Raw genomic sequence first — 26,612 nt, 5'->3', positions numbered from 1 at the left:
TCAACCCAGACAAGCACAGCGTAGGCCATTTGCCATCGTTGTGGAGGGGATTTTTATGACAGGGAATCGGGGGATTTGTACAGTTTGAACGTCAGCTCTGCTGCAGGTGCCCATAAAGCTTGGCATACAACCCACCTTCGGCAATCAGCTGCTGGTGGTCGCCATCTTCGGCGACATGCCCACCATCGAATACCAGCACCCGGTCGGCCTGTTTCACCGCCGACAGGCGGTGGGCGATGATCAGCGTGGTACGGCCGCTGAGGAAGCGCGCCAATGCCTGATGCAGGTTGTACTCGGTGGCCGCATCCAGCGCCGAGGTGGCCTCGTCGAGAATCACCACCTTGGGCTCGGCCAACACCATGCGGGCGATGGCCAGGCGCTGACGCTGGCCGCCGGACAAGCGCACGCCAGAGCGCCCCACCACACTGTCCAGGCCCTGCGGCAAGGCCGCAATGGTGGCATCCAGCTGAGCGATACGCAGCGCTTGCCAGCAAGCGTCGTCGCTGCAGTCGCGGCCCATGGTCAGGTTGGCGCGCACGGTGTCGTTGAACAGTGACGGGTGCTGCAACACCACCGCCACGTTTTCACGCAGGGTTTCCAGGCCGATTTCCTGCAGGCTGGCACCGCCAAAGCGGATGGTACCGGCCTGGGCGCTATAAAGGCCCAGCAACAGCTGCACCAAGGTGCTTTTGCCGCCGCCACTGGCACCGACAATTGCCACCTTTTCACCCGGGGCGATGGACAGGTCCAGGTTATCCAGCACTGGCTCGTCGGCATAGGCAAAACGCAAGTCGCGCACCTCGATGCCCACCGTGTCGCGCCCGGCGAACGGGTCGCAGGCGGCCGGGTATTGCGGCTCGTCAGCACGCGCCAGCAGCTCGTTGAGGCGGCTCAGCGCACCGCCAGCGGCGTAGTAGGCGTATTGCAGGTTGAGCAGCTGTTCCACCGGGCCGATCATGAACCACAGGTAGCTGAACACCGCCAGCATCTGGCCGATCGACAGGTCGGAGAACAGCACGGTGAGCATGGCTGCTGCCCGGAAAATGTCGATGCCGAACTGGAACAGCAGGCCACTGGCACGGCCACTGGCATCGCTTTTCCACTGCGAATCCACGGCGTAGTCGCGCACTTCGCGGGCACGCAGGCCAAGGCGGCCCAGGAAGTAGCCCTGGCGGTTGCCGGCACGGATTTCCTGAATGGCATCGAGCGTTTCCGCCAGCGCCTGGGTAAAACGCGCGGTGCTGTCGTTTTCGAGCTTTTTCAGGTGTTTGACGCGCTTGCCCAGCTGCACGGTGAAGTAGATCACCAGCGGGTTGAACAGCAAGATCAGCAACGCCAGCTGCCAGTGCATCCAGATCAGGATCGCCGCCGTGCCGGTCAACGTCAACATGGCCACCAGGAAACGGCTGAGGGTTTCGCCCACGAACTTGTCGAGGGTGTCCAGGTCGGTGACCAGGTGAGTGGTTACCGTGCCGCTGCCCAGGCTTTCGTATTCCTTCAGCGAAATGCGCTTGAGCCGCTCTATAAGGCGAATTCGCAGGCGGTAGACGATGTCTTTCGCCAGGCCGGCAAACAGCTTGGCCTGGATCACGTTGAACGCCAGCGCCGCCAGGCGCAGGCACAGGGTGAGCACCAGCATCAGGCCGATGTAGCCGGCTGCCACCTGCCAGCTGGACGGCAGCAGGTGGTTCATCCACTTCAGCGCGGCATCGCCGTGGCCCAACAGCACTTCATCCACCAGCAACGGCAGCAGCAGCGGAATGGGCACGCTGCAACACGCCGCCAGCACAGCGATGAGGTTGGCGGACCAGAGGTTTTGCTTGTGGTGCAGGGCCAGGCGGCGGATTTCCGCCCAGCTCAGCCGATCGGCCGCAGTGTATGGCTTGCCCGGTACCGGGTCGGGTGACCCAGGCACATCAAGCACAGGCGGCCTGCTGCAGCCAACGGCCGAGCAAGGGTTGCAGGCGCTCCAGCGGCTGGTAGCCGTTGGTCAGCAGGGCCAGTTGGCCGTTGCGCTCGGCCAGCAAGGTCGGGAAACCGGCGATACCCAGGTCCTGGGCCCAGCTGAAGTCGGCCGCAGTGGCCGCACGGGTGTCGGCACGGGCGAAGGTTTCGGCGAACACGGCACGGTCGAAGCCTGCCTGTTCGGCCAGTTCGACCAACTGCGGCGCGGTGGTCACATCCACGCCCTGCTCGTAGAACGAACGCTGAATCAGCGCCAGCAGCGGCCAGACGCGCTCGGCGTCCAGCTCGCGGGCTGTGACCAGGGCACGGCAGGCCGGTTCGGTGTCGTAGACGAAGCCGTCGGGCATGGCCCCCTCGAAGCGGAACGGCTGGCCGGTGGCATCGGCCACCGCCTGCCAGTGTTCGAGGATGTACTTGCGGGTAGAGCTGTCCAACGCACTGCCACCGGTGCGCAGCCCGCCCACCACCAGACGGGTGGCGATACCGGCCTCACGCGCCTGGGCGATCAGGGCCGCCGCTACTGGCGCGAAACCCCAGCACCAGGAGCACATCGGGTCCATCACATAGATCAGGCGTGCAGACATGCATCAAGCCTCGGCTTTGTAGTTGTAACCGATCGGGTGCGGCAGGTTGCGGGCCTTGGCCAGCTCGATCTGCTTCTGCCGGTCGATGGCACTGCGCCGGGTCTTTTCGCTCAAGGTGTCCCAGCAATGCGGGCAGCTGACCCCTGGCGAATAGTGCTCGGACGCGCGTTCCTCTGCATTGATCGGGTGGCGGCAGGCGTGGCACTGGTCGTACTCGCCTTCGCTCAGGTCATGGCGCACCGTGACGCGGTTGTCGAAGACGAAGCAGTCGCCGTCCCACAGGCTTTCTTCCTGAGGCACTTCCTCGAAGTATTTCAGGATGCCGCCCTTAAGATGATAGACCGCCTCATAGCCTTCACCGAGCATGTAGCTGGAGGCTTTTTCGCAACGGATGCCGCCGGTGCAGAACATGGCGACCTTCTTGTGCTTGCTCGGGTCGAAGTTGGCCTTGATGTACTCCGGGAACTCGCGGAAGGTCTCGGTCTTGGGGTCGATGGCGCCTTTGAAGGTACCAATGGCCACTTCGTAGTCGTTGCGGGTGTCGATCAGCAGCACTTCCGGGTCGCTGATCAGGGCGTTCCAGTCCTTGGGCTCGACATAGGTGCCGACCGCCTGGTTGGGGTCTACGCCTGGCACGCCGAGGGTGACGATTTCTTTCTTGAGCTTGACCTTGGTGCGGTAGAACGGCTGTTCGTCGCAGTACGACTCTTTGTGGTCGACATCGACCAGACGCGGGTCGTTGCGCAGCCAGGCCAGCAGGCCATCGATGCCTTCGCGGGTGGCCGACACGGTGCCGTTGATGCCCTCGTGGGCCAGCAGCAGGGTGCCTTTGACGTTGTTGTCGAGCATGGCCTTGAGCAGCGGCTCACGCAGCTCGACGTAGTCTTCCAGGGTGACGAACTTGTACAGCGCCGCGACGACGATGGCTTGGGACATGAAGCAAGATCTCCAGGTGGTTGCCCTCGTAAGGGGCGGACCGGGTTACACAATAAACAAGGGGCCGCTGCGCGCCCCATCGCCGGCAAGCCAGCTCCCACAGGTACTGCACCGTTTTCAAGAAGGGTGCTCTACCTGTGGGAGCTGGCTTGCCGGCGATGGGCTGCACAGCAGCCCCCTTTGGGATGAAGCGGATTCTACCAGAACAACAGAAAGGTTTCAGTGCCCGCCGCCCGCACACACCGGCGAGGCCGGTGCAACGCCGACCTTGGCCCACTCTTCGGCGGTGTAGGTGTGGATGGCCAGGGCGTGAATTTCGCCCATCAGCTCACCCATGGTGGCGTATACCTTCTGGTGGCGCTTGACACTGTTCAACCCGGCAAACTGCTCGCTGACGATCACTGCCTTGTAGTGGGTCTCCTGACCACGACTGTGCATGTGGCTTTCGTTGAGCACTTGCAGGTGTTCCGGCACCAGGGCCGCCAGTTGCTGTTCAATGCGCTGCTGCATGGTCATTGCGGCGTACTCACTTCTTAGCCGGAGCGGCGGCCTTGCCAGCGTTCGGGTCCAGCTCTTTGGTCATGTCTTCCAGCAGCTTGTTTACCACCGGTACTGCGGGTTCCAGGCTCTGCTGGGTCAGCTGGGCCGACTGCTGGGTGACCTTGGGCATTTCACGCAGCACTTTCTTGCCCAGCGGCGATTCGTAGAACTTGACCAGGTCTTTCAGTTCCTGCTCGGTGAACGTCTGGGTGTACAGGTCGACCATCTTCGGCTTCAGCTTGTTCCAGCCGATGGCGTTGTCCAGTGCGGCGTTGGCCTTGGCCTGGTAGCTTTCCAGCACCGGCTGCTTGGCGGCCGGGGCCTTGGTCTGGGCGAAGCGCTGGGCGAACATCTGCTGCACTTGCATGTACACCGGGGTGCCCAGCTTGTCGGCGTTGGCCAGGGTCAGGAACTTCTCGGCAGCAGCGTTATGGCTGGCGGTGGCAGCGAGCACCTGGCCGCTGGCGCAAACCAGGGCAACGGCGGCACAAAGGACACGGAGACGGGTCATTGCATTTCCTTCAAAGAGAGGGAGGCGGGTACCTCAGAGTAGAGCATTCTGCGCCGTGGTGGCGATGTGCTCAAGTGGCACGACGAGCGACGGAACCGCTCTGTCGATTCAGGGCCTAAACTGCGAATTCGAACTACACAGGAGTGAGTACAGAATGAGCCGTATCGAGACAGACAGCCTGGGCCCGGTCGAAGTTCCGGAGGACGCCTACTGGGGTGCGCAAACCCAGCGTTCGCTGATCAACTTCGCCATTGGCAAGGAACGCATGCCCCTCGCGGTGCTGCACGCCCTGGCGCTGATCAAGAAGGCCGCTGCACGCGTCAACGACCGCAATGGCGACCTGCCGGCCGACATCGCCCGGCTGATCGAACAGGCCGCCGACGAGGTGCTGGACGGCCAGCATGACGATCAGTTTCCGTTGGTCGTCTGGCAGACCGGCAGCGGCACCCAGAGCAACATGAACGTCAACGAAGTGATTGCCGGGCGCGCCAACGAACTGGCCGGCAAGGGCCGTGGCGGCAAGGCGCCGGTGCACCCCAACGACCACGTCAACCGCTCGCAAAGCTCCAACGACTGCTTCCCCACCGCCATGCACATTGCTGCAGCCCAGGCAGTGCATGAAAAACTGCTGCCGGCCATCATCGAACTGTCGTCGGGCCTGGCCGAGTTGTCGGCGCGCCACCAAAAGCTGGTGAAGACCGGCCGTACGCACATGATGGACGCCACGCCGATCACCTTCGGCCAGGAGGTTTCCGCCTTCGTCGCCCAGCTCGATTACGCCCAGCGTGCCATCCGCGCCACCCTGCCAGCAGTCTGCGAGCTGGCCCAGGGCGGCACCGCCGTGGGTACCGGCCTTAACGCCCCGCATGGCTTTGCCGAGGCCATCGCTGCCGAGCTGGCGGCGGAATCCGGCCTGCCGTTCGTCACCGCGCCAAACAAGTTTGCCGCCCTCGCCGGCCACGAACCGCTGACCAGCCTGGCGGGCGCGTTGAAGACCCTGGCCGTGGCCCTGATGAAAATTGCCAACGACCTGCGCCTGCTCGGCTCCGGCCCGCGTGCCGGGCTGGCCGAAGTGCGCCTGCCAGCCAACGAACCCGGCAGCTCGATCATGCCGGGCAAGGTCAACCCTACCCAGTGCGAGGCGCTGTCGATGCTGGCCTGCCAGGTACTGGGCAACGACGCGGCCATCGGCTTTGCCGCCAGCCAGGGGCACTTGCAGTTGAACGTGTTCAAGCCGGTGATCATCCATAACCTGTTGCAGTCGATCGAGTTGCTGGCCGATGGCTGTCGCAACTTCCAGGAGCACTGCGTGGCGGGTATCGAGCCGGATGCCGGGCAGATGGCTACGCACCTGGAGCGCGGGTTGATGCTGGTGACGGCACTTAACCCGCATATTGGCTATGACAAGGCGGCGGAGATTGCCAAGAAGGCTTATAGCGAGGGCAAGACCTTGCGTGAGGCTGCATTGGAGTTGAAGTACCTGACCAATGAGCAGTTCGACCAATGGGTAAGGCCGGAGAACATGCTGGCACCGGGTGGCAAGGGCTAAGTTCTTTATTGCCTGTACTGGCCCTATCGCCGGCAAGCCAGCTCCCACAGGTACCCCACAATATTCAGGCCTGTGGTGATCCTGTGGGAGCTGGCTTGCCGGCGATAGGGCCAGTACAGACGATCAATGAGCCTGAGCCAACCGAGCCTTGCGGGCCCGCCACCCGGCCACCAGCGACGGCCCCAGCGCCACCAGCGCCGAGCCGAACACCACCGTCACCGCCCCCACATACCCCAGGGCATTGATGTCCTCAGCCTGCACATACTCAGGCCACACCAAGGCCGCCACAGCCACCGCAACAAAGGTCACCAGCGGCGTCAGCGCCAGCGTGGCACTTACCCGTGATGCCTCCCAATGCGCCAGCGCTTCGGCAAACGCGCCATAGGCCACCAGCGTGTTCAGGCAGCAGGCCAGCAGCAACCAACCCTGCACCGGGGTCAGTTGCAACGCCTCCAGCGGGTGCACCCAAGGCGTCAGCAGGGCGGCGCAACTGAGATAAATCACCATCATCACCTGCTGCGAATGCCACACGGTCAGCAACTGCTTCTGGCTCAGTGCGTAGAACACCCAGATGCTGGTGGCCAGCAAGATGGTCAGCACGCCGGTGGTGTAGGTGCCCAACGAAGTCAGAAGCTCTTCCAGGCGCTGGTTGAAGAACAACCCAAAACCCGCCAGCAGAATCAGCAAGCCCACGCCCTGCCCCAGGCTGAAGCGCTCGCGGAACACGAACACGCTGGCCACCAGCAACAACACAGGGCCGATCTGCACCACCAGCTGCGCAGTACCCGGGCTAAGCAGGTTGAGGCCGATCAGGTACAGCACGTAGTTGCCCATCAAGCCAAGTACGGCGACCACTACCAAGCCTTTGCCCTTGGGCGCCAGTTTGCTGAACGACGGCAAGCGCCGCTGAGCTGCCAGCCAGGCGAACAGCAAGCCACCGGAAACCAGCAGGCGGTACCAGGTGACGGTGACCGGGTCGACCACTTGCAGCACCTGCTTGAGCTTGATCGGCAAAATACCCCAGAGCAGCGCCGTCAGAAGTGCCAGGAACAGGCCATAGCCCCAGCGGCCGGAAGTGGTACGCATAAAGTCCTCGATCAAGCCCGTGGTGGGGGTGATTGAATTCTACGGGGTTGAAGGACTGAGGCGTGGGCGGATGCCGAGAAAATAATTCATCAGGTCATTCTTCCGGGGCATGGCTTGGCAGGTGAGGTGCCTGTACCGGCCTCTTCGCGGGCACGCCCGCTCCCACAGGGACTCCACAACATCCAGCTTTGTGGTAATCCTGTGGGAGCGGGCGAGCCCGCGAAGAGGCCAGTCCAGGCAGCTGAGAACTTCAGCTATTTCTTGTCCTTGGCAAACGCCGCCTCAAGCGCCTGGTTGATGGTGCGCAACACCTTCACCCGCGCCCAGCGCTTGTCGTTGGCCTCCACCAACGTCCACGGCGCGATCTCGCTGCTGGTGCGGTCGACCATGTCGCCTACGGCCTGGACGTAGTCGTCCCACTTGTCGCGGTTGCGCCAGTCGTCCTCGGTAATCTTGTAACGCTTGAACGGGATCTGCTCACGCTCTTCGAAGCGCTCCAGCTGGGTCTGCTGATCAATCGCCAGCCAGAATTTGACCACCACCACGCCGGCATTCACCAACTGCTCTTCAAAGTCGTTGATCTCGCTGTAGGCGCGCATCCAGTCGGCCGGGCTGCAGAAGCCCTCCACCCGCTCGACCAGCACCCGGCCATACCAGGACCGGTCGAAAATGGTGAACTTGCCGCGTGCCGGAATATGCCGCCAGAACCGCCACAGGTAAGGCTGCGCGCGTTCTTCTTCGGTGGGTGCGGCAATCGGCACGATACGGTACTGCCGTGGGTCCAGCGCCGCTGCCACTCGGCGGATGGCGCCGCCCTTGCCGGCGGCGTCGTTGCCTTCGAACACCGCCACCAACGCGTGCCTGCGCATGTGCTTGTCGCGCAGCAGGCCGGCCAGGCGGGCCTGTTCGGTGACCAGCTGTTCCTGGTAGTCGGATTTGTCCAGCCGCACGGTCATGTCCAGGGCACCGAGCAGGCTGCGCTGGTCGATGCTACGGCCCAGCGGGGCGACGTTGCCCTGGTGCTTGCCCTTGGGGTTGTTGGCCAGCGCGGCTTGCAGGCTTTCCAGCAGGATGCGCCCTACCGCCAGGCTACGGTAGTTCGGGTCGACGCCCTCGATGATATGCCACGGCGCGTAGTCGCGGCTGGTGCGGCGCAGCACGCGCTCGCCAAAGCGCACGAAACGGTCGTAGGTTTCGGACTGCTGCCAGTCCAGTGGGCTGATCTTCCAGCTGTGCAGCGGGTCGTCCTTGAGTGATTTCAGCCGCGCCTTCATCTGCTTCTTGGACAGGTGGAACCAGAACTTGATGATCAGCGCACCTTCATCGCACAGCATCTGCTCCAGGCGCTCGGCGCCCATGATGGCCTGGTCGAGCACGGCATCCTTGAATACCCCGTGCACCCGCCCCTGCAGCATCTGGCTGTACCAGTTGCCGAAGAACACGCCCATCCGCCCCTTGGGGGGCAAGGCCCGCCAATAGCGCCAGGCCGGCGGGCGAGCCAGCTCTTCGTCGGTCTGCTGGTCGAAGGTGAGCACATCGATCATGCGCGGGTCCATCCACTCGTTGAGCAGTTTTACCGTCTCACCCTTGCCGGCACCTTCGATGCCGTTGATCAGCACGATCACCGGGAAGCGCGCCTGCTGTTTGAGTTCGTACTGGGCTTCGAGCAGGGCCTCGCGTAAAGCGGGTACCTCGGCGTCGTAAGCCTCCTTGTCGATGCTGTGGCCGATTTCGGCGGATTCGAACATGCACTGGCTCCTTCAATGGATAAGCAAGACTAGCGGATTTGTGGGCCGCCTGTGCCTGCGCAAAATCATCAGATGGCATAAAATCCCGCCCATCTGCTGCAACCGAGCCAACCATGTCCACCCTCTTCCAGCACGCCCAGATCGACTGGGACGACCAGGGCCGCCCCCACTCGCGGCAATACGACGACGTTTATTTCGCGGTCAACGAAGGCATCGAAGAAACCAAGCATGTGTTCCTCGGCCAGACCCGCCTGGCCGAGCGTTTTGCCAGCCTGGCCCCGCACGCCTGCCTGGTGATCGGCGAAACCGGCTTTGGCACTGGCATGAACTTTTTCTGCGCCTGGCAGCTTTTTGAAGAGCATGCCCACAGCAACGCGCGCCTGCACTTCGTCAGCGTCGAAAAATACCCACTCAGCCTGGCTGACATGGCCCGCGCAGTACACCTGTGGCCTGAGCTTGCCGCCTACACCGAACCGCTACTGGAGCAGTACGTGGCGGTGCACCAGGGCTTCCAGCAATTCACCTTCGCCGAGGGCAGGGTCACCCTGACGCTGCTGGTCGGTGATGTACTGGAACAGCTGCCGCAGCTCGATGCGCAGATCGATGTGTGGTTCCTCGATGGTTTCGCCCCGGCGAAGAACCCCGACATGTGGACCCCGGAGCTGTTTGCGCAACTGGCGCGGCTGTCGCACGCCGGCACCGTGCTGGGCACCTTCACTACCACGGGTTGGGTGCGCCGCAGCCTGGTCGAAGCCGGCTTCGCCATGAAGAAGGTGCCGGGCATCGGCAAGAAGTGGGAAGTGATGAGCGGCGCTTACGTCGGCCCCCGGCCCGGCCCCAATGCGCCTTGGTATGCGCGCCCGCCCGCCATTCCAGGGCCACGTGAAGCGCTCGTGATCGGAGCCGGGCTCGCTGGCAGCACAACCGCGGCCAGCCTGGCCCGACGTGGCTGGCAGGTGACCGTGCTGGAACGCCACGATGCGCCGGCCCGGGAAGCCTCGGGCAACCCGCAGGGAGTGCTGTACCTCAAGCTGTCTGCGCATGGCACCGCGCTGTCGCAAATGATCCTGTCCGGCTTCGGCTACACCCGTCGCCAGCTCGAGCGCTTGCAGCGTGGCCGTGACTGGGATGCCTGCGGGGTGCTGCAACTGGCCTTCGACAGCAAAGAGGCCGAACGCCAGGGCAAGCTGGCTGCCGCTTTCGACCACGCCTTGCTGCACACACTGGCGCGCACCGAGGCCGAAGCCATTGCCGGTGTGGCCCTGCCGGCCGGCGGCCTGTTCTACCCCGAAGGCGGTTGGGTGCACCCGCCGGCCCTGTGCCAGCAGCAGTTGCAGCACCCGGGGATTCAACTGGTGACACACCAGGAAGTGCTTGAGCTGCGCAAGGTGGATGGCCAGTGGCAAGCCTGGGCGGGTGAGCGCCTGCTGGCCAGTGCGCCTGTGGTGATCCTGGCCGGTGCCGCCGACGTTCGGCGTTTCGAGCCTTGTGCACAATTGCCGCTCAAGCGCATTCGCGGGCAGATTACCCGGCTGCCGGCCACCGCCAGCAGCCGCATGCTCAGCACCGTGGTATGCGCAGAGGGCTATGTAGCGCCACCCCGCGAGGATGAGCATACCTTGGGCGCAAGCTTCAACTTCCACAGCGAAGATCTGGCGCCGACGGTTGCCGAACATCAGGGCAACCTGGCAATGCTGGACGAGATTTCCGTCGACCTGGCGCAGCGCTTGGGTGTGGCCGAGCTGGACACCGAGCAATTGCAGGGGCGTGCGGCGTTCCGCTGCACCAGCCCGGATTACCTGCCGATCGTGGGGCCGGTGGCTGATGCGCAAGGGTTTGCCGAGGCCTATGCGGTGCTGGCCCGCGATGCGCGGCAAGTGCCGGATGTGGCCTGCCCTTGGCTGAGCGGGTTGTACGTGAACAGCGGGCATGGCTCACGCGGGTTGATCACGGCGCCATTGAGTGGCGAGCTGGTGGCAGCCTGGATATGTGGCGAGCCATTACCGTTGCCTCGGGTTGTTGCAGAGGCTTGTCATCCGAACCGGTTTGCGCTGCGTAAGCTGATCCGCGGAAAGTGACCGGGTTACATATAACAGATTGTTCTAAAACTCTCACAAAGCACACAGGTCAGTTCCTGAAGGTGCCCTGATCCGGGGCACCCCCTCCCCAACGGAAAAACCGGTAAGGACCTATGTGCGGATTAGCAGGAGAGTTACGTTTCACCCCCCTCGACCAAGCCCCTCGCCCAGCCGACCTGGCTGCGGTAGAGCGCATTACCCATCACCTGGCCCCGCGTGGCCCGGATGCCTGGGGCTTCCATAGCCAGGGTCCGATCGCCCTGGGCCACCGGCGCCTGAAAATCATGGACTTGTCCGACGGCTCGGCGCAGCCGATGGTCGACAACACCTTGGGCCTGTCACTGGCCTTCAACGGTGCCATCTACAACTTCCCCGAACTGCGCCAGGAATTGCAGGACCTGGGTTATACCTTCTGGTCCGACGGCGATACCGAGGTGCTGCTGAAGGGTTACCACGCCTGGGGCGCGGCGTTGCTGCCCAAGCTTAACGGCATGTTCGCGCTGGCCATCTGGGAGCGCGACAACCAGCGCCTGTTCCTGGCCCGCGACCGCCTGGGCGTCAAACCGCTGTACCTGTCGCGCAACGGCGAACGCCTGCGCTTCGCCTCGACCCTTCCGGCCCTGCTCAAGGGTGGCGACATCGACCCGGTGCTCGACCCGGTGGCGCTCAACCATTACCTGAACTTCCACGCCGTGGTACCGGCACCGCGCACCTTGCTGGCCAATGTGCAGAAGCTGGAGCCCGGCACCTGGATGCGCATCGACCGCCATGGCGAAGTGGAACGCCAAACCTGGTGGCAGCTGAAATACGGCGCCAACCCGGACGAGCGCGAGCTGGACCTGGAAGGCTGGACCACCCGCGTGCTCGACGCCACACGCGACGCTGTGGCCATCCGCCAGCGTGCTGCGGTAGATGTAGGCGTGCTGCTGTCCGGCGGGGTCGACTCCAGCCTGCTGGTCGGCCTGCTGCGCGAAGTGGGCGTGGACGAGCTGTCGACGTTCTCCATCGGCTTTGAAGATGCGGGCGGCGAGCGTGGCGACGAGTTCCAGTATTCCGACCTGATCGCCAAACACTACAGCACACGCCACCACCAGCTGCGCATTGCCGAACACGAGATCATCGACCAGCTGCCGGCCGCGTTCCGCGCCATGAGCGAGCCGATGGTCAGCCACGACTGCATCGCCTTCTACCTGCTGTCACAGGAAGTGGCCAAGCATTGCAAGGGCGTGCAAAGCGGCCAGGGTGCGGACGAGCTGTTCGCCGGCTACCACTGGTACCCGCAGGTGGACGGCGCCGACGACGCCTATGCCGCCTACCGCGACGCGTTCTTCGACCGCAGCCACGCCGAGTACCGTGACACCATGCAGGCGCCCTGGCTGCTGGAAACCGACGCTGCCGGCGACTTCGTACGCGAACACTTCGCCCGCCCCGGTGCCCGGGATGCAGTGGACAAGGCCTTGCGCCTGGACAGCACCGTGATGCTGGTGGACGACCCGGTCAAGCGCGTGGACAACATGACCATGGCCTGGGGCCTGGAGGCACGCACACCGTTCCTCGACTACCGCCTGGTGGAATTGTCGGCGCGCATTCCGGCGCGCTTCAAATTGCCCGATGGCGGCAAGCAGGTGCTCAAGCAGGCAGCGCGACGGGTGATCCCGCATGAGGTGATCGACCGCAAGAAGGGCTACTTCCCGGTACCGGGCCTCAAGCACCTGGAAGGCGCCACCCTGGGTTGGGTGCGCGAGCTGCTGACCGACCCCAGCCAGGACCGTGGGCTGTTCAACCCGGCCATGCTCGACCGCCTGCTCAGCAACCCGCATGGCCAGCTGACACCACTGCGCGGCTCCAAGCTGTGGCAACTGGCGGCGCTTAACCTGTGGCTGAGCGAACAAGGAATCTGACCGATGAAAGCCCATGAAATCGCTTACGGTCAGCGCCTGTTGCGCGGCCAGGCGCCGTCCTACGAGCGCCTGCAGGCGCGCCTGGCCGGCGACGGCAGCCAGCCCCACGACCAGCCGCGTGCCGTGCATTGTGGCTGGGGCCGGCTGCTGATCGGCCACACCTACCCCAACCCGGTCAGCCTGGCGAACGACCTGCTGGACGAACGCCCCGGCGAACGCGATATCGCCCTGTACGTGGCCGCGCCACAGCAGTTGCTGGCCCAGGCGCCGCAGCAGCTGTTTCTCGACCCGTCCGACACCCTGCGCCTGTGGTTCACCGACTACCGCCCGGCGCAGCGGGTGTTCCGCGGTTTCCGCGTGCGCCGGGCGCAAAACCCCGCCGACTGGCAGGCCATCAACACCCTTTACCAGGCGCGCGGCATGTTGCCGGTCGACGCCGAACTGCTCACCCCCCGTCACCTGGGCGGCCCGGTTTACTGGCTGGCAGAAGACGAAGACAGCGGCGCGGTGATCGGCAGCGTCATGGGCCTGAACCACGCCAAGGCCTTCGACGACCCGGAGCACGGCAGCAGCCTGTGGTGCCTGGCAGTGGACCCACAGTGCACCCGCCCCGGCGTGGGTGAAGTGCTGGTGCGCCACCTGATCGAGCACTTCATGAGCCGGGGCCTGGCCTACCTCGACCTGTCGGTGCTGCACGACAACCGCCAGGCCAAACGCCTGTACCAGAAACTGGGCTTTCGCAACCTGCCCACCTTCGCGGTCAAGCGCAAGAACGGCATCAATCAGCAGCTGTTTTTGGGCCCGGGCCCTGAAGCCGAGCTGAACCCCTACGCCCGCATCATCGTTGACGAAGCCCTGCGCCGGGGCATCGACGTGCAGGTAGACGACGCCGCTGGCGGCCTGTTCACCCTGAGCCTGGGCGGGCGGCGCATTCGCTGCCGCGAATCGCTCAGTGACCTGACCAGCGCCGTGACCATGACCCTGTGCCAGGACAAACGCCTGACCCGGCACGCGCTGCACAACGCCGGGCTGCAGGTGCCGGCGCAGCAGCTGGCGGGCAATGCTGACGACAACCTGGCGTTTCTCGACGAGCATGGCGCAGTGGTGGTCAAGCCGGTGGATGGCGAGCAAGGCCAGGGCGTGGCGGTAAACCTGACCTGCATCGACGACATCACCCGCGCCGTGGCACACGCCCGCCAGTTCGACAGCCGCGTGCTGCTGGAGAGCTTTCATGCCGGGCTCGACCTGCGCATCGTGGTGATCGGCTACGAAGTGGTGGCCGCTGCCATCCGCCACCCGGCCCAGGTACTGGGCGACGGCAGGCATAGCATCCGCCAGTTGATCGATGCCCAGAGCCGCCGTCGCCAGGCGGCGACCGGTGGTGAAAGCCGCATTCCGCTGGACGATGAAACCGAGCGCACGTTACGGGCGGCAGGCTTTGGCTATGACGACGTATTACCTACCGACCAGCGCCTGGCCGTGCGGCGCACCGCCAACCTGCACACCGGTGGCACCCTGGAAGATGTGACCGAACGCCTGCACCCGATATTGGCCGACGCTGCCGTGCGCGCTGCGCGGGCACTGGAGATACCGGTGGTGGGGCTGGACTTCATGGTGCGCGATGCCGGGCAACCGGAGTACGTGATCATCGAGGCCAACGAGCGTGCCGGGCTGGCCAACCATGAACCGCAGCCTACGGCCGAGCGCTTTATCGACTTGCTGTTCCCGCATAGCCGGCCTTTGGCGTAACTGCTAATGGCCTCTTCGCGGGCAAGCCCGCTCCCACAGGTAAAGCGCTGCCCTCAGGGATTGTGAGGTCCCTGTGGGAGCGGGCTTGCCCGCGAAGAGGCCAGCACAGGAGTAAAGGAGTCCCAAACATGTCCAATCAGTATCCCGAACCCGATCTCGACTACCTCAAACGCGTGCTGCTGGAGATGCTCGCCATCCCCAGCCCCACCGGTTTCACCGACACCATCGTGCGCTACGTGGCCGAACGCCTGGACGAGCTGGGCATCCCCTTCGAGCTGACCCGGCGCGGCACCATCCGCGCCACGCTCAAAGGCCGGCAAACCTCCCCCGACCGCGCCGTATCCGCCCACCTGGACACCATCGGTGCCAGCGTGCGCCAGTTGCAGGACAACGGCCGTCTGGCCCTGGCACCAGTGGGCTGCTGGTCCAGCCGCTTCGCCGAAGGCAGCCGGGTCAGCGTATTCACCGATACTGGCGTATACCGTGGCAGCGTGCTGCCGCTGATGGCCAGCGGGCATGCCTTCAACACCGCCATCGACCAGATGCCGGTGAGCTGGGACCATGTGGAAGTGCGCCTGGATGCCTATTGCGCCACCCGTGCCGATTGCGAGGCGCTGGGCGTGAGCATTGGTGACTTCGTGGCCTTCGACCCCTTGCCCGAGTTCACTGAAAGCGGTCACATCAGCGCCCGCCACCTGGACGACAAGGCCGGGGTAGCTGCGCTGCTGGCGGCACTGAAGGCCGTGGTTGAAAGCGGTCAGCAACCACTGATCGACTGCCACCCACTGTTCACCATCACCGAAGAAACCGGCTCGGGCGCTGCCGGCGCCCTGCCCTGGGATGTCAGCGAATTTGTCGGCATCGACATTGCCCCGGTAGCGCCCGGCCAGGCCTCCAGCGAGCATGCAGTGAGCGTGGCCATGCAGGATTCGTCGGGGCCTTACGACTACCACCTTTCCCGGCACCTGCTGAAACTGGCCGGCGACCACGACCTGCCGGTGCGGCGCGACCTGTTCCGCTATTACTTCAGCGACGCCCATTCGGCGGTGACTGCGGGGCACGATATTCGTACGGCACTGGTGGCGTTCGGTTGCGATGCCACCCATGGGTATGAGCGCACGCATATCGACAGCCTGGCGGCACTCAGCCGCTTGTTGTCGGCTTACCTGCTGAGCCCACCGGTGTTCGCCAGCGATTCGCAGCCGGCCAATGCTTCGCTTGAAAGGTTCAGCCACCAGCTGGAGCATGATGCGCAAATGGAGAGCGACACACGGGTTCCGGCGGTGGACAGCCTGGTTGGCAATAAAAGCTGAGGACGTTTGGGGCTGCTGCGCAGCCCATCGCCGGCAAGCCAGCTCCCACACGGACTGCACAAAGGCCGGGCCTGTGGTGATCCTGTGGGAGCTGGCTTGCCGGCGATGGGCCGCAAAGCGGCCCCAAAATATCGAATGTTTCGCGTAGCATGCCTACACCTACTTCAGACAACGCCTACCATGCTGATCCCCTACGACCAACTGCAAGCCGAAACCCTGACCCGCCTGATCGAAGACTTCGTCACCCGCGACGGCACCGACAACGGCGACGATACCCCGCTGGAAACCCGTGTGCTGCGGGTACGCCAGGCATTGGCCAAGGGGCAGGCGTTCATCCTGTTCGACCCCGAAAGCCAGCAATGCCAGTTGCTGGCCAGGCATGATGTGCCCCGCGAACTGCTCGACTAGCAGGCCCGCGACGCGCCCCGGTACAGGCAACATCAGGCCTCGTTCTGCTTGGCTTCCTTGATGCGCTTGTACACCTCGGCCCGATGCACCGGCACCTCTCGCGGGGCCTCCACACCAAAGCGCACAATCCCTTCCCGGACATCCGCCACCATGATCCGGATGTCATCACCAATCACGATGATTTCGCCTACTTCGCGCCCTATTACCAGCATGTTCCGATCCTCCTGCCAACGGGAAAACCAGAGCCTGCCTCGTAGGCATTCGGCTACTCAATAGTTCCATCACTATTCAGAAGAGCCCTACATTGCCGGGTAACTTCTCCTACAGACCATTCATCGCGACTGGGCTTTTGCGCGCATTTTCACCGCCATTTCGGCCATCTCGTCATACAGCCGCTCAGGGGCCTGGCATTTCAGTTGCCAGGCTTGTCGACCTGCCTCGTGCGGCAGGATAAGGAACTCGCCAGCGGCGACCTGTTGATGGATGTAGTCGGCAATGTCCGCCGCGCTGATCGGCGAACCTTCCAGCAGCTTGCCAACCTGCGCTTTCATCGCCGGGTTCGGCCCACGGAACGAGTCCAGCAGGTTGGTCTGGAAGAACGATGGGCACACCACATGCACCGCCACCTCCAGCTGGCGCAGCTCCACCAGCAGGCTTTCCGACAGGGCCAACACACCGGCCTTGGCCACGTTGTAGTTGCTCATGCCCGGCCCCTGCATCAGCGCGGCCATGGAGGCGACGTTGATGATGCGGCCCTTGCTGCGCTCCAGCAGCGGCAAAAAGGCCTTGCAGCCCTTGACCACGCCCATCAGGTTGACCGCGATCTGCCAGTCCCAATCTTCCAGCGACAGTTCGGCGAAAAACCCGCCCGAGGCAACACCGGCATTGTTGACGATCACGTCGATGCCGCCGAACTGCTCGGTGCAGGCCTGGGCCAGGGCTGTCAGCTGGCTATAGTCACGCACGTCACAGCGCTGAACGAAACCATCGCCGCCCGCTTCGCGGACCAGCGCAAGTGTTTCGCGCAGGCCGGCCTCATTGACATCGGCCAGCGCCAGGCGCCAGCCCTCACACGCCCAGCGCAGGGCGATCTCGCGGCCGAGGCCGGACCCGGCGCCGGTGATCATGATGCGGTTTTGCATGGTGGCAGGCCTTGTTCCAAGTGGTTGTGCAGCGAGTCTAATCAAGACCAGGCGGACAGGCAGGGTTCATCAGGGTAGTGAATGGGTGGGCATGACTGCATGGTCAGTTCCGCCCGCCTGGCTGCACACAAATGGAATCTTTCCCGCGCGGCGCCGGTCCTTACTTACAAGAGGCCAGCAGTCAGAGGCCCTTGACCCTCAACCATGCAAGGATTCCGTCATGACCACGATTCTCATCATCATCCTGATCCTTCTGCTGATTGGTGGCTTACCGGTCTTCCCACACTCGCGCAGCTGGGGCTATGGCCCTTCGGGCATCGTGGGCGTGGTGCTGGTGATTCTGCTGGTGCTCCTGTTACTCGGCATGATTTGACCGCAGGGCGTGTGAGGCCAGTTGGCGATTGAGGTACAGCATCGCTTGGCGAAGTGCCTCCACGTCCCTTTTCAGGTTGACGGGTGCGAGCGTGTTGTCGGTACATCGGCGTTCCAGACGCTCGCACTGGTAAACCACCTCCCTGGCGCGGGCGATGCGCGCAGCCCCTTTGATGCGATGGGCGAGCACGCCCAAGGCTTCAACGTTCTCGTGTAACTTGCTCAGCTGCTGAAGGTCTTGAACGTTGCTGGTGCGCAACGCTTCCAGTAACGCGTGCAGTGCTGCCTTGTCGTAACCCACAAGGCGCTGCACATGTTCAATGTCGAGCACGGCAGGGCTGATCGGGGCCAACGTTTGCACCAGGCGCTTCAGGCTCAGCGGCTTCAACAGGCAGTCATCCATCCCGGCTGCCCGGCAACGCGCCCGAACCGCGGGCGTAAACGTAGCCGTCATGCCGATAACCCGGCACTGTGGCCGACCACTGCGCCGCTCGTGCTCCCGGATGGCGCGCGCCAGGGCATACCCGTCAAGCCGGGGCATGCTGCAGTCAGTGATCACCCCATCAAAATGACCACCAAGCCACAGGCGTAGCGCCTGCGCGCCGTCTTCGGCCAGTTGAACCTGATGCCCGAGGTGATCGAGCTGTTGTGACAGCAACAAGCGGTTGATCAACGCATCATCTACCACCAGTACACGCAACGACATGGATCAACGCCAACGACATGGCTTCAGGATCACGCAAAAGCACGTTCAGATCAGTTGATTACGGCGTGCGAAATCCGCCAGGTCAATGACCGAAGTGAGCCTGAGCTTTTCCAGCAGGCGGGTTTTGTAGGTGCTGATGGTCTTGTTGCTCAACAGCATCGCTTCACCGATAGCCTTGTTGCCATGACCACGGGCCAGGTACAGCAGCACCGTCAATTCACGGTCGGTGAGGCTGGCGATGCACTGGGCCTCGCTGGCGCGCAGGTCCTGCCTGCACACGGAGCTCATGGCCACTTCGGGGTAATAAGTGAAGCCCGACAGCACGGCAGCGACGGCCTTGCCCAGTTCGTCCAGGTCATCGGTCTTGGCCACATAACCTGCGGCACCGGCCTGCAGGCAACGCAGCGAATAAGCCTCGGCCAGTTGCGAGGTCAGCACCACGACCTTGCACGAAAGGCCGCAGGCCTTGATGCGGGCAATCACTTCCAGCCCGTCCAGGCCTGGCATCGCGATGTCGAGAATCACCAGGTCCGGCACCAGCTCGCGTACCAGGCGCACGGCGTCTATGCCGTTGTCTGCCTGGCCGACCACCTGCACACGCTGCTGGCGCAGCAGCATGCAGACGGTAGCGCGGATGAAGGGGTGGTCGTCGACCACCAGGGCTGTGTGCATGGGCGTCCTCGTCAAACGGTACGGCTAGGTCATAGTTCAGCATCGAAGACGACTGTGACCTGGCCCGTATAGGTGCTACCTGGGTGCGCCAGCATCAGCGGCACTTGGTCCTTGGGTACAACGAAATGCAACTGGCCTGGGCGGTTGAGGGTAGGCCCGGCCGACTCGAACGCTAGCGCCTGGGCCCGCCCGGTGGGCAGTGGCACCCGCTCCGCCGCCTGGCCTTGGTATTGAATACCGCCAGGCAGACTTAATGCGACCTGCACTGGCACCTCATCGCCATTGCCGTTCCTGATGCCACACCTGATATCAACCTCGTACTGGCATTTCTTGTAGGCTTTGAAAGGCCCGGTAGACCAGAGCCTGAACGGCATGTCTCGGTAGATGCGCTGAGGGGCACGACCACCGCCAAGCCATGCCAGCCACCCACCCGCTGGCTCCAGAACGGCACGGTCCGACCCAGGCGGGAAGCTGAACAGGAACAGGTGCTGGACATCGAGCACGAAGTCCAGGGTCAGGGTGCTCCCATTGAGTTGCGAGACATGATTGCCAAAATCGAAATCACCGCCAGGGCCTATGGTGTAGGTGACGCTACCCCGGTACATGCCTGGCGCCATCCGGTAGGGGGGCGGCATCGAGAGCCTGTAGACGATGCCCATCTCATCGGTATTTACCACCTGATGGTAGCTGGCGTCGCCGTCGTTGATGATGGAGTGACAAGGTGCTGGCGCAATAGGCGTATTGACGTTCCACAGATATCGTACAGTGCCAGAGCCTTGGGAATGCGCAGCCTCAATCGTACATCCCCCCCGCGGAGATGTATAAACAGGATTGAGTGAGGGTGCTGGTCCGCCCACTGCCTGGCTGACACCGCTGATCTCCAACTGGACGCGATGTGGCTCCCCCGTCTGCTCGTGGTAAATGTCCACTTCACGGCGAGAAGGCAGCTGTACGAAGTACTCGTCGCGCGTGTTCTGCGTACCACCGAATACCTCCTTGACGAACGTGATGGGTAAATCAACCACGCCAAACTCCGGGCATTGCTTTGGCCAGCGTTGGCAAAACAGCGCGGGAGGGGTGGTGTTCTCGAAGTGGCCCGAAGCCCCACCACGATATTGCGCCGAAATGGTGACTTGCAACGCCTGAGCCATGGGTAGCGCAAGCATCAGCGCAGCACCAAGAGCCAAGCGTTGCCAAGTGCCTGATATGCTCATCCTTCCGCCACCCATTGCTCACGCTGGTCACCCTGCAACATCTCGAACTGATGCACCTTGTCCTTCTGACCCTCGAACTGGCGACTACGCCCCGGTAGCAAGTGATGCTTGGTGGCCGGCTCGCACGCCTCCTGCGGCGCACGGCACTGACGGAAATGGTCAAGCACCACGGTGGCATTGCCCTCGTTGGCCACGGTCAACAACCCGCCCTCCCGCCTGACCGGCGTCTGGTAGTGCGCCTGCGCAGGCCTGACGAACAGCAGCGAACCAAAACCGGCCAGCAAGTTCACCCCCGCCCTGAGGCTGTCGCGGTACTGTTGCGCCTGCTGCTCATCCACGGCAAAGCCGTCACCCAGCTCCGGCAACACGGGCATGAAGCGCAGGCGGAAGTAGCGTTCCTCGGCCCGCGAGCCGCGATACAGCAGACGCACCGCCTGCATGCCCTTGGCCGGCACGATCAGCCGGGCGGGGCTGGCCACCAGGCCGCGTTGCTCCAGCGGCAGGCCTTCGGTGTCGATCTCCCGCGCTACACCGGCTTCGTCATACACCAGCTCGACGACGCTGACCTTGACGAACGCCGTGCTGTCGCCGCCATTGCGCACCTTCTTGAGCAAGGTACTTTTATTGCCATCAAGGTAGTCATACAAACCGCCGATATTGAGCTCGGGGGCGGCGGCGGCAGCCAGCGGCAGGGACAACAGTACGATGGCCAGTAACTGGGGCACTCTCATTGCAAAGCTCCCTGGGTCCATTGGGTTAGGGTATTGCTCAACGCAGCCAGAGGCCACGATAAAAGCAGTAGGAAATTTCTGAAAAATCGTGCGCAAACACACCTGCAAACGCTCACGGTGCTTGCTCCCCCGTCATGCCCACCGACGTCACATACTCGGGCAGGCAACGCTGATCGCCGGCCAGCAGCACGTCGCCCTCGCGAGGCAGTGCGGCCAGGTCCAGGCGCAGCAGGCACAACGACTGGCCACCCTGGCGTATGTCCAGGGTGGGCGTGCCGTGGCTCATTTCCACGGCGAAAAAGCCATCGGCCTCGCTGACACTGCGGCTGGCGTGGTTGACCACCTGGGCGCCGCGCAAAGGCTGGCCCTGGCCATCAAGCAAACGCCCCAGCACGGTCACCGTACGCAATACCCGCAACCGGCGGTATTCGATGCCCCCGCGGTTGAGGTGATAATCCATGCTCGACGGCTGGATCACCGCCGCCGTGGCGTCGCTACCGTCGAAATCGAACTGCACGTGCCCGGCCTTGTAAGGCGTTACCGGGATAATGTTGCGCCCTGGGTGCAAGTGGGCGCCCAGCGCATCGTCGGCACGCAACTTCAGGCCGTCGATGTCGCTGTCCACATCAACGATCAGTGCCGCCTGGTGAGGCAGGTACTGGCCACTGACGGCGGCTTTGCCGGCACCGATGGCGACCAGGCTCTCCAGGTTAAGGCCACCGCTGAATTCACCGTTGTACGAGGAACGCTGCACGTAGGCATCGCCATGCAGCACTTGGCTCTCGAACTGCGTATCGCCGCCCAGCCCGGCGCCATAGCGGTCGGCACTGAGGGTGGCGCCAATGCTGCGCAGAGGCCCAAGCTCGACGTCCTGCTGATAGCCAAGCGATGCATTGAGATCGCGGCCACCATCGCGTGAGGTGCGGCTGCCAACACTGGCCGAAACACGCCGCCCACTGCCACCCAGGCTCATGCTCAAGCTCAGGTTGACGCCACGGCTGCGTGCATCGCCGGTGGCGCTGTTGCCGGGACGATCGAACAGCGACAGGCGCCAGTTGGCGTCGGAGCCGAGCAGATGGCCAAAGTAGGACCAGCCCAGGTCGACACCGGTACCGGCGTCACCGCCACTGCTGTGGGACACACGCACACTGGCGGTGTTGCGTGGGTCCAGCCGGTGGTTAAGTGACAAGGACGATTGCGTCTGGCGCGTCTGAAACGGCTGCGTGGGCTGACCGTCGCGTCGGTCCCACTCGGGCCGGGCCAGCCAGCTGCGGCTGTGGCTGGCGACCAGCGAACCACTCGCATAGGCATGGATCAGTTGCAGGTCGTAGCCGTTGCCATGGCCTTGGGCCTGGAACAGGTTGCCATACACTTTGAAGCGGTCACGCACGTCCCAATCCAGCGACGTTCCGTACTGCATGGCATCGTCGATACGCTGGGCAGACAACCCAAGGACTGCGCGTGGGTGCAGCAGGTAGTTGGCCAACACACCGGCGGCCAGGGTGTCGTCTTTGTCATGCTGCCAGTTGCTGAACTGGCTGGTCTGCTGGCCGAGGTACAGGTTATAGCGCCAAGGGGCATCGGTGCTGCGCCAGTTGCCTGGCTTGTAGATGAATGCCTGGCTGCGCGAGCTTTCCTGACCATCTTCAACCAGGCGCACCTCGACTTCGTAAATGCCGCCCGGCAGCACCTTGGTATCGAGTGTCTGCAAACCGGGCTGCACGGGCTGGCTGTTGATCAGCACGCCGTTGCGATAAATTTCGGCGATTGCCGGGCGGTTGGGGGTGACATAGATCGGCGTGGCGCTGGGCGCGGCGCTGTCGATCAGCAAGCTGTCGCTGCTGCCGAACATCACCCCCACGGTAGTGTCGGGGCTGGCTCCCATCAGCCTGGGCTGACGGGTCAGCCCTTGGGCGCCCGGGGTGAAATACCCCAGGCGGTAAAAATGGTCCTCTACCAGGCGCTCACCATACAGCTGGTCGACCCGGTAGCGGGTTTCCTGGCGGTTGTCACTGCCACGGTCGAGTTGGCCTTCGGCCAAGGCGGTCCATTGCCCGACACTGCCCTGCCCTTGCAAGGCATAGCGGCCACTGGTTGCCTGGCCGTCATGCAGCAGGTTGAGCTGGTTGCGCAGCAGCAGGCCATGGCTGCCCTGTTCGGGCAGGCGGTGATAACGCTGCGCGGCGTCGGAAACTTCGGCCTGATCGGTCAGCAGGGAGAGTTGCGAGTTGACCAGGCTGTAATGCACTGCACGCAAGCCGTCGGGGCAGTCCGCCCGGCAATCGCCCAGGTCTCGGGGATTGTCCAGCCGCTCCCGCCAACGGCGGCGCAGGCTTTCGGGCTTTCGGCTTTCGAGGGTGTCGGTGAATTCAAGTAGCTGCACACGCTGATCGCGGTCGAGGACTACCATGGCGTCGCCCAAGTAGCGGCCATCCAAGTCAACCCGAACGGCCAATGGTACGTCGAAGAAGTGCGCCTCGAATTCCTTCGGCAATCCTTCGGCCGCACCCAAGGTAGCGCTCACTGCAGCGCCTGTTACGGACCATAGAGCAAGGATGGCCGCTAGCGTCAGCCGGTAGCGTGTGGCAGCGATGAAAGAGTGATCGGTCATGGGCATCGCTTGCAGGCAAGACCTGCCCGCCCCTCGCCAGAAGCGAAGGCCGGTGCAGGAAACATTGATGAACGCAGGGGAAGGAATCAGGGTGCAGTTTCGAAGATCATGCTCACCAAGCCCTGGTAGTTGCCTGGCTCATAACCGGTGGACGGTGCTGCCTGCGCCGCGATACTGAAACCGATGGTCGCGCCGGTAGCTGCTTGCGTAGCGCTGACAACTTCAGTTGGTGTTGTCTGCAGGACGGTGTCGCCCACCGTCACGTCCAGGCCGATGTTGTGGGTGCCGCTGGCAATCACTGCAGGCGATACCAGATAGGCACTGATCGGGCCGACGGTGCTTTTGACCTGCAGCTCCTTGCGGATCGGGTCGAGCTTTTGCTGATAGGAGTTCCAGGCCATTTCTTGCGGGTCGTTCATCCAGTTGCCGCCGACTGGCTCGACGAAGAAGGCATCGGTCGGCACCTGCGCGACGATCTGCACTTGCTTCTCGATAGGATCAACGGCAAAGGCGGCACCGGCAAACAGCAGGGTCAGGGGCAGGGCAAGCAGCGAACGTTTCACGGGGGACTATCTCCTTGACAAAGTAATGCCTACCGGACCTTTCCGGTGAGCAAGGAGATTGTTCAACTTTACAGCTCGCCGCTAACTAGGACCGTTCCGAACGGGCCTCGGAAATTTCCCAGCGGCTTGAATGACGATCAGCCAGAAACAACAACGCCCCGACTGGCGGGGCGTTGTGTATCAGCGTTCAAACGTTAGTGAGACACCGCCCCACTGGCGCCCAGGCCCGTTTGCGAACGCACGAACTGCGGGTAGAACAGCGCACGTTCGTCGTCAGCCGCCTTGGACTTGTCGGTGACCGAGAAGAACCAGATGCTGACGAAGGCAATGGCCATCGAGAACAGCGCCGGGTACTCGTACGGGTAAATCGGCTTCTCGTGGCCGAGGATCTGTACCCAGATGGTCGGGCCGAGGATCATCAGCGTCACCGCACTTACCAGCCCCAGCCAGCCGCCGATCATGGCGCCGCGGGTGGTCAGCTTTTTCCAGTACATCGAAAGCAGCAGTACCGGGAAGTTGCAGCTGGCAGCGATGGAGAACGCCAGGCCGACCATGAAGGCGATGTTCTGCTTCTCGAACAGGATACCCAGGCCGATCGCCAGCACACCCAGGGCGACGGTGGTGATCTTCGATACGCGGATCTCGTCCTTGTCGTTGGCCTTGCCCTTGCGCCATACGCTGGCGTACAGGTCGTGGGACACCGCCGAGGCACCGGCCAGGGTCAGGCCGGCAACCACCGCCAGAATGGTGGCGAAGGCGACCGCCGAGATGAAGCCCAGGAACACGCTGCCACCCACCGCATTGGCCAGGTGCACCGCTGCCATGTTGTTGCCCCCCAGCAAGGCGCCAGCGGCGTCCTTGAAGTCCGGGTTGGTGCTGACCAGCAGGATGGCGCCAAAGCCGATGATGAAGGTGAGGATGTAGAAGTAGCCGATGAAGCCGGTGGCGTACAGCACGCTCTTGCGCGCTTCCTTGGCGTCACTGACGGTGAAGAAGCGCATCAGGATGTGCGGCAGGCCTGCGGTACCGAACATCAGCGCCAGGCCCAGCGAGAACGCCGAGATCGGGTCTTTGACCAGGCCACCCGGGCTCATGATCGCTTCGCCCTTGGCGTGTACCTTGATGGCTTCGGAGAACAGGGTGTTGAAGTCGAAGCCCACGTGCTTCATCACCATCAGCGCCATGAAGCTGGCACCGGACAGCAGCAGCACGGCCTTGATGATCTGTACCCAGGTGGTGGCCAGCATGCCGCCGAACAGCACGTACAGGCACATCAGGATACCCACCAGGATCACCGCAACGTGGTAGTCCAGGCCGAACAGCAGCTCGATCAGCTTGCCGGCACCGACCATCTGGGCGATCAGGTAGAACGCCACCACCACCAGCGAACCGGACGCCGACAGGGTGCGGATTTCCTTCTGCCCGAGGCGGTACGAGGCCACGTCGGCGAAGGTGTATTTGCCCAGGTTGCGCAGGCGTTCGGCAATCAGGAAGAGGATGATCGGCCAGCCGACCAGGAAGCCGATGGAGTAGATCAGGCCATCGTAGCCAGAGGTGAACACCAGCGCGGAAATACCCAGGAACGAGGCGGCCGACATGTAGTCGCCGGCAATTGCCAGGCCGTTCTGGAAGCCGGTGATCTTGCCGCCGGCAGCGTAGTAGTCCGACGCCGACTTGTTGCGCTTGGAAGCCCAGTAGGTGATGCCGAGGGTGAAGGCGACGAAGGCCACGAACATGGCGATGGCCGAAACGTTCAGCGGTTGTTTCTGCACCTCGCCGGTCAGGGCATCGGCAGCCCACACGGCGGGTGCGAAGGCTCCGCAGGCCAGTACGGCCAGGGTTTTGGCGTGGCGAATCATTGTTGCGCCTCCTTCAGGATGGCCTTGTTCAGCTCATCGAATTCGCCGTTGGCGCGGCGCACGTAGATGGCGGTCAGGACAAATGCCGAAACGATCAGGCCGACGCCCAGGGGAATGCCCCAGGTAATCGACGACTCAGGGCTGAGCTTGGCGCCCAGTACTTGAGGACCGTAGGCGATCAGGAGGATGAAGGCGCAGTACAGGCCGAGCATGATCGCCGAGAGAATCCAGGCGAACCGTTCGCGTTTGGTGACCAGCTCCTTGAAACGGGGGCTGTTTTGTATCGAGAGGTAAATGCTGTCGTTCATTGTTTTTGTCCTAGCAGCACAGGTAGGGGATGAAACCCACGCCCTTACTTTATGCGGCTGTTGGAC

24 protein-coding genes are annotated in these 26,612 nt (G+C 63.3%); 7 read left to right on the top strand and 17 right to left on the bottom strand.

All coding sequences use genetic code 11. The features are described 5' to 3' along the window. Positions 1-91: 91 nt before the first annotated feature. The 5 genes from A0O30_RS06785 to A0O30_RS06765 form a co-directional block, all read right to left on the bottom strand. Entirely contained in the window at positions 92-1,924 is a 1,833-nt protein-coding gene (locus A0O30_RS06785; protein WP_105945976.1) for an ABC transporter ATP-binding protein, read from the bottom strand. Continuing rightward, positions 1,917-2,549 carry a DsbA family protein gene (locus tag A0O30_RS06780; RefSeq protein ID WP_016715012.1) on the bottom strand — a complete coding sequence of 211 codons (633 nt, stop codon included), beginning with the start codon at positions 2,547-2,549 and terminating at the stop codon, positions 1,917-1,919. The genes A0O30_RS06785 and A0O30_RS06780 overlap by 8 nt, the downstream gene beginning before the upstream one ends. Before the next feature lie 3 nt (positions 2,550-2,552). Continuing rightward, positions 2,553-3,485, bottom strand: a complete 933-nt coding sequence (locus A0O30_RS06775; RefSeq protein WP_105945975.1) for a rhodanese-related sulfurtransferase — start codon at positions 3,483-3,485, stop codon at positions 2,553-2,555. Between the two features lie 219 nt (positions 3,486-3,704). Continuing rightward, a complete protein-coding gene (locus A0O30_RS06770) occupies positions 3,705-4,001 on the bottom strand; it encodes a BolA family transcriptional regulator (protein ID WP_105945974.1) in 297 nt (98 codons plus the stop codon). A 10-nt stretch (positions 4,002-4,011) separates the two neighbouring features. After that, positions 4,012-4,536 (bottom strand): DUF2059 domain-containing protein, encoded by a 525-nt coding sequence (locus tag A0O30_RS06765; protein ID WP_003252642.1) that lies wholly within the window; start codon positions 4,534-4,536, stop codon positions 4,012-4,014. Positions 4,537-4,690: 154 nt separating this feature from the next. Between A0O30_RS06765 and A0O30_RS06760 the strand changes: the two genes are divergently transcribed. Further along, the gene (locus A0O30_RS06760) at positions 4,691-6,085 is read left to right on the top strand and encodes a class II fumarate hydratase (protein WP_105945973.1); all 1,395 of its coding nucleotides are present in this window, start codon (positions 4,691-4,693) and stop codon (positions 6,083-6,085) included. A gap of 123 nt (positions 6,086-6,208) precedes the next feature. On the opposite strand, the gene A0O30_RS06755 is transcribed toward A0O30_RS06760, so the two are convergent. After that, a complete protein-coding gene (locus A0O30_RS06755) occupies positions 6,209-7,171 on the bottom strand; it encodes a DMT family transporter (protein ID WP_105945972.1) in 963 nt (320 codons plus the stop codon). 254 nt (positions 7,172-7,425) lie between these two features. Further along, positions 7,426-8,919 carry a polyphosphate:AMP phosphotransferase gene (gene pap / locus A0O30_RS06750; protein ID WP_060497562.1) on the bottom strand — a complete coding sequence of 498 codons (1,494 nt, stop codon included), beginning with the start codon at positions 8,917-8,919 and terminating at the stop codon, positions 7,426-7,428. 113 nt (positions 8,920-9,032) lie between these two features. Between pap and mnmC the strand changes: the two genes are divergently transcribed. The 5 genes from mnmC (at position 9,033) to A0O30_RS06720 (ending at position 16,368) form a co-directional block, all read left to right on the top strand. Beyond that, complete coding sequence (mnmC, locus tag A0O30_RS06745; RefSeq protein WP_105945971.1) at positions 9,033-10,997, top strand: bifunctional tRNA (5-methylaminomethyl-2-thiouridine)(34)-methyltransferase MnmD/FAD-dependent 5-carboxymethylaminomethyl-2-thiouridine(34) oxidoreductase MnmC; 1,965 nt, start codon at positions 9,033-9,035, stop codon at positions 10,995-10,997. A gap of 113 nt (positions 10,998-11,110) precedes the next feature. Further along, positions 11,111-12,898: an N-acetylglutaminylglutamine amidotransferase gene (locus A0O30_RS06740; protein WP_105945970.1), complete on the top strand. Its 1,788-nt coding sequence runs from the start codon at positions 11,111-11,113 to the stop codon at positions 12,896-12,898. 3 nt (positions 12,899-12,901) lie between these two features. After that, the gene (gene ngg / locus A0O30_RS06735) at positions 12,902-14,647 is read left to right on the top strand and encodes an N-acetylglutaminylglutamine synthetase (RefSeq protein ID WP_105945969.1); all 1,746 of its coding nucleotides are present in this window, start codon (positions 12,902-12,904) and stop codon (positions 14,645-14,647) included. Positions 14,648-14,775: 128 nt separating this feature from the next. Continuing rightward, positions 14,776-15,960: an osmoprotectant NAGGN system M42 family peptidase gene (locus tag A0O30_RS06725; RefSeq protein WP_105945968.1), complete on the top strand. Its 1,185-nt coding sequence runs from the start codon at positions 14,776-14,778 to the stop codon at positions 15,958-15,960. 180 nt (positions 15,961-16,140) lie between these two features. Continuing rightward, entirely contained in the window at positions 16,141-16,368 is a 228-nt protein-coding gene (locus tag A0O30_RS06720) for a YheU family protein (RefSeq protein ID WP_051099660.1), read from the top strand. 32 nt (positions 16,369-16,400) lie between these two features. On the opposite strand, the gene csrA is transcribed toward A0O30_RS06720, so the two are convergent. After that, complete coding sequence (csrA, locus tag A0O30_RS06715; protein WP_060497567.1) at positions 16,401-16,580, bottom strand: carbon storage regulator CsrA; 180 nt, start codon at positions 16,578-16,580, stop codon at positions 16,401-16,403. 120 nt (positions 16,581-16,700) lie between these two features. Beyond that, entirely contained in the window at positions 16,701-17,510 is an 810-nt protein-coding gene (locus A0O30_RS06710) for an SDR family oxidoreductase (RefSeq protein WP_105945967.1), read from the bottom strand. Positions 17,511-17,730: 220 nt separating this feature from the next. On the opposite strand from A0O30_RS06710, the gene A0O30_RS06705 reads away from it, so the two are divergent. After that, positions 17,731-17,883 (top strand): DUF3309 family protein, encoded by a 153-nt coding sequence (locus tag A0O30_RS06705; RefSeq protein ID WP_012271016.1) that lies wholly within the window; start codon positions 17,731-17,733, stop codon positions 17,881-17,883. On the opposite strand, the gene A0O30_RS06700 is transcribed toward A0O30_RS06705, so the two are convergent. From A0O30_RS06700 to A0O30_RS06665, 8 genes are all read right to left on the bottom strand, one after another. Further along, entirely contained in the window at positions 17,866-18,588 is a 723-nt protein-coding gene (locus A0O30_RS06700) for a response regulator (protein WP_105945966.1), read from the bottom strand. The genes A0O30_RS06705 and A0O30_RS06700 overlap by 18 nt on opposite strands. Positions 18,589-18,633: 45 nt before the next feature. Continuing rightward, on the bottom strand, positions 18,634-19,260 hold the full coding sequence (locus A0O30_RS06695; protein WP_105945965.1) for a response regulator transcription factor: 627 nt from the start codon (positions 19,258-19,260) through the stop codon (positions 18,634-18,636). Between the two features lie 29 nt (positions 19,261-19,289). Continuing rightward, on the bottom strand, positions 19,290-20,474 hold the full coding sequence (locus A0O30_RS27835) for a hypothetical protein (protein ID WP_256589624.1): 1,185 nt from the start codon (positions 20,472-20,474) through the stop codon (positions 19,290-19,292). Next, entirely contained in the window at positions 20,471-21,205 is a 735-nt protein-coding gene (locus A0O30_RS06685) for a pilus assembly protein (protein WP_105945964.1), read from the bottom strand. The genes A0O30_RS27835 and A0O30_RS06685 overlap by 4 nt, the downstream gene beginning before the upstream one ends. Positions 21,206-21,317: 112 nt before the next feature. Then, complete coding sequence (locus tag A0O30_RS06680; protein ID WP_105945963.1) at positions 21,318-23,816, bottom strand: CS1-pili formation C-terminal domain-containing protein; 2,499 nt, start codon at positions 23,814-23,816, stop codon at positions 21,318-21,320. A gap of 86 nt (positions 23,817-23,902) precedes the next feature. Next, positions 23,903-24,379: a CS1 type fimbrial major subunit gene (locus tag A0O30_RS06675; protein WP_105945962.1), complete on the bottom strand. Its 477-nt coding sequence runs from the start codon at positions 24,377-24,379 to the stop codon at positions 23,903-23,905. Positions 24,380-24,573: 194 nt separating this feature from the next. Continuing rightward, a complete protein-coding gene (locus tag A0O30_RS06670; protein WP_105945961.1) occupies positions 24,574-26,238 on the bottom strand; it encodes a cation acetate symporter in 1,665 nt (554 codons plus the stop codon). Further along, on the bottom strand, positions 26,235-26,546 hold the full coding sequence (locus A0O30_RS06665; protein ID WP_016715535.1) for a DUF485 domain-containing protein: 312 nt from the start codon (positions 26,544-26,546) through the stop codon (positions 26,235-26,237). Before A0O30_RS06665 ends, A0O30_RS06670 begins: the two co-directional genes overlap by 4 nt. Between the last annotated feature and the right edge of the window lie 66 nt (positions 26,547-26,612).

The organism is Pseudomonas sp. LLC-1 (assembly GCF_002992185.1).
Taxonomy (GTDB): Bacteria; Pseudomonadota; Gammaproteobacteria; order Pseudomonadales; family Pseudomonadaceae; genus Aquipseudomonas; species Aquipseudomonas monteilii.
The sequence above is the reverse complement of the archived record's forward strand: the minus strand, read 5'-3'. Positions and strand labels throughout refer to the sequence as shown.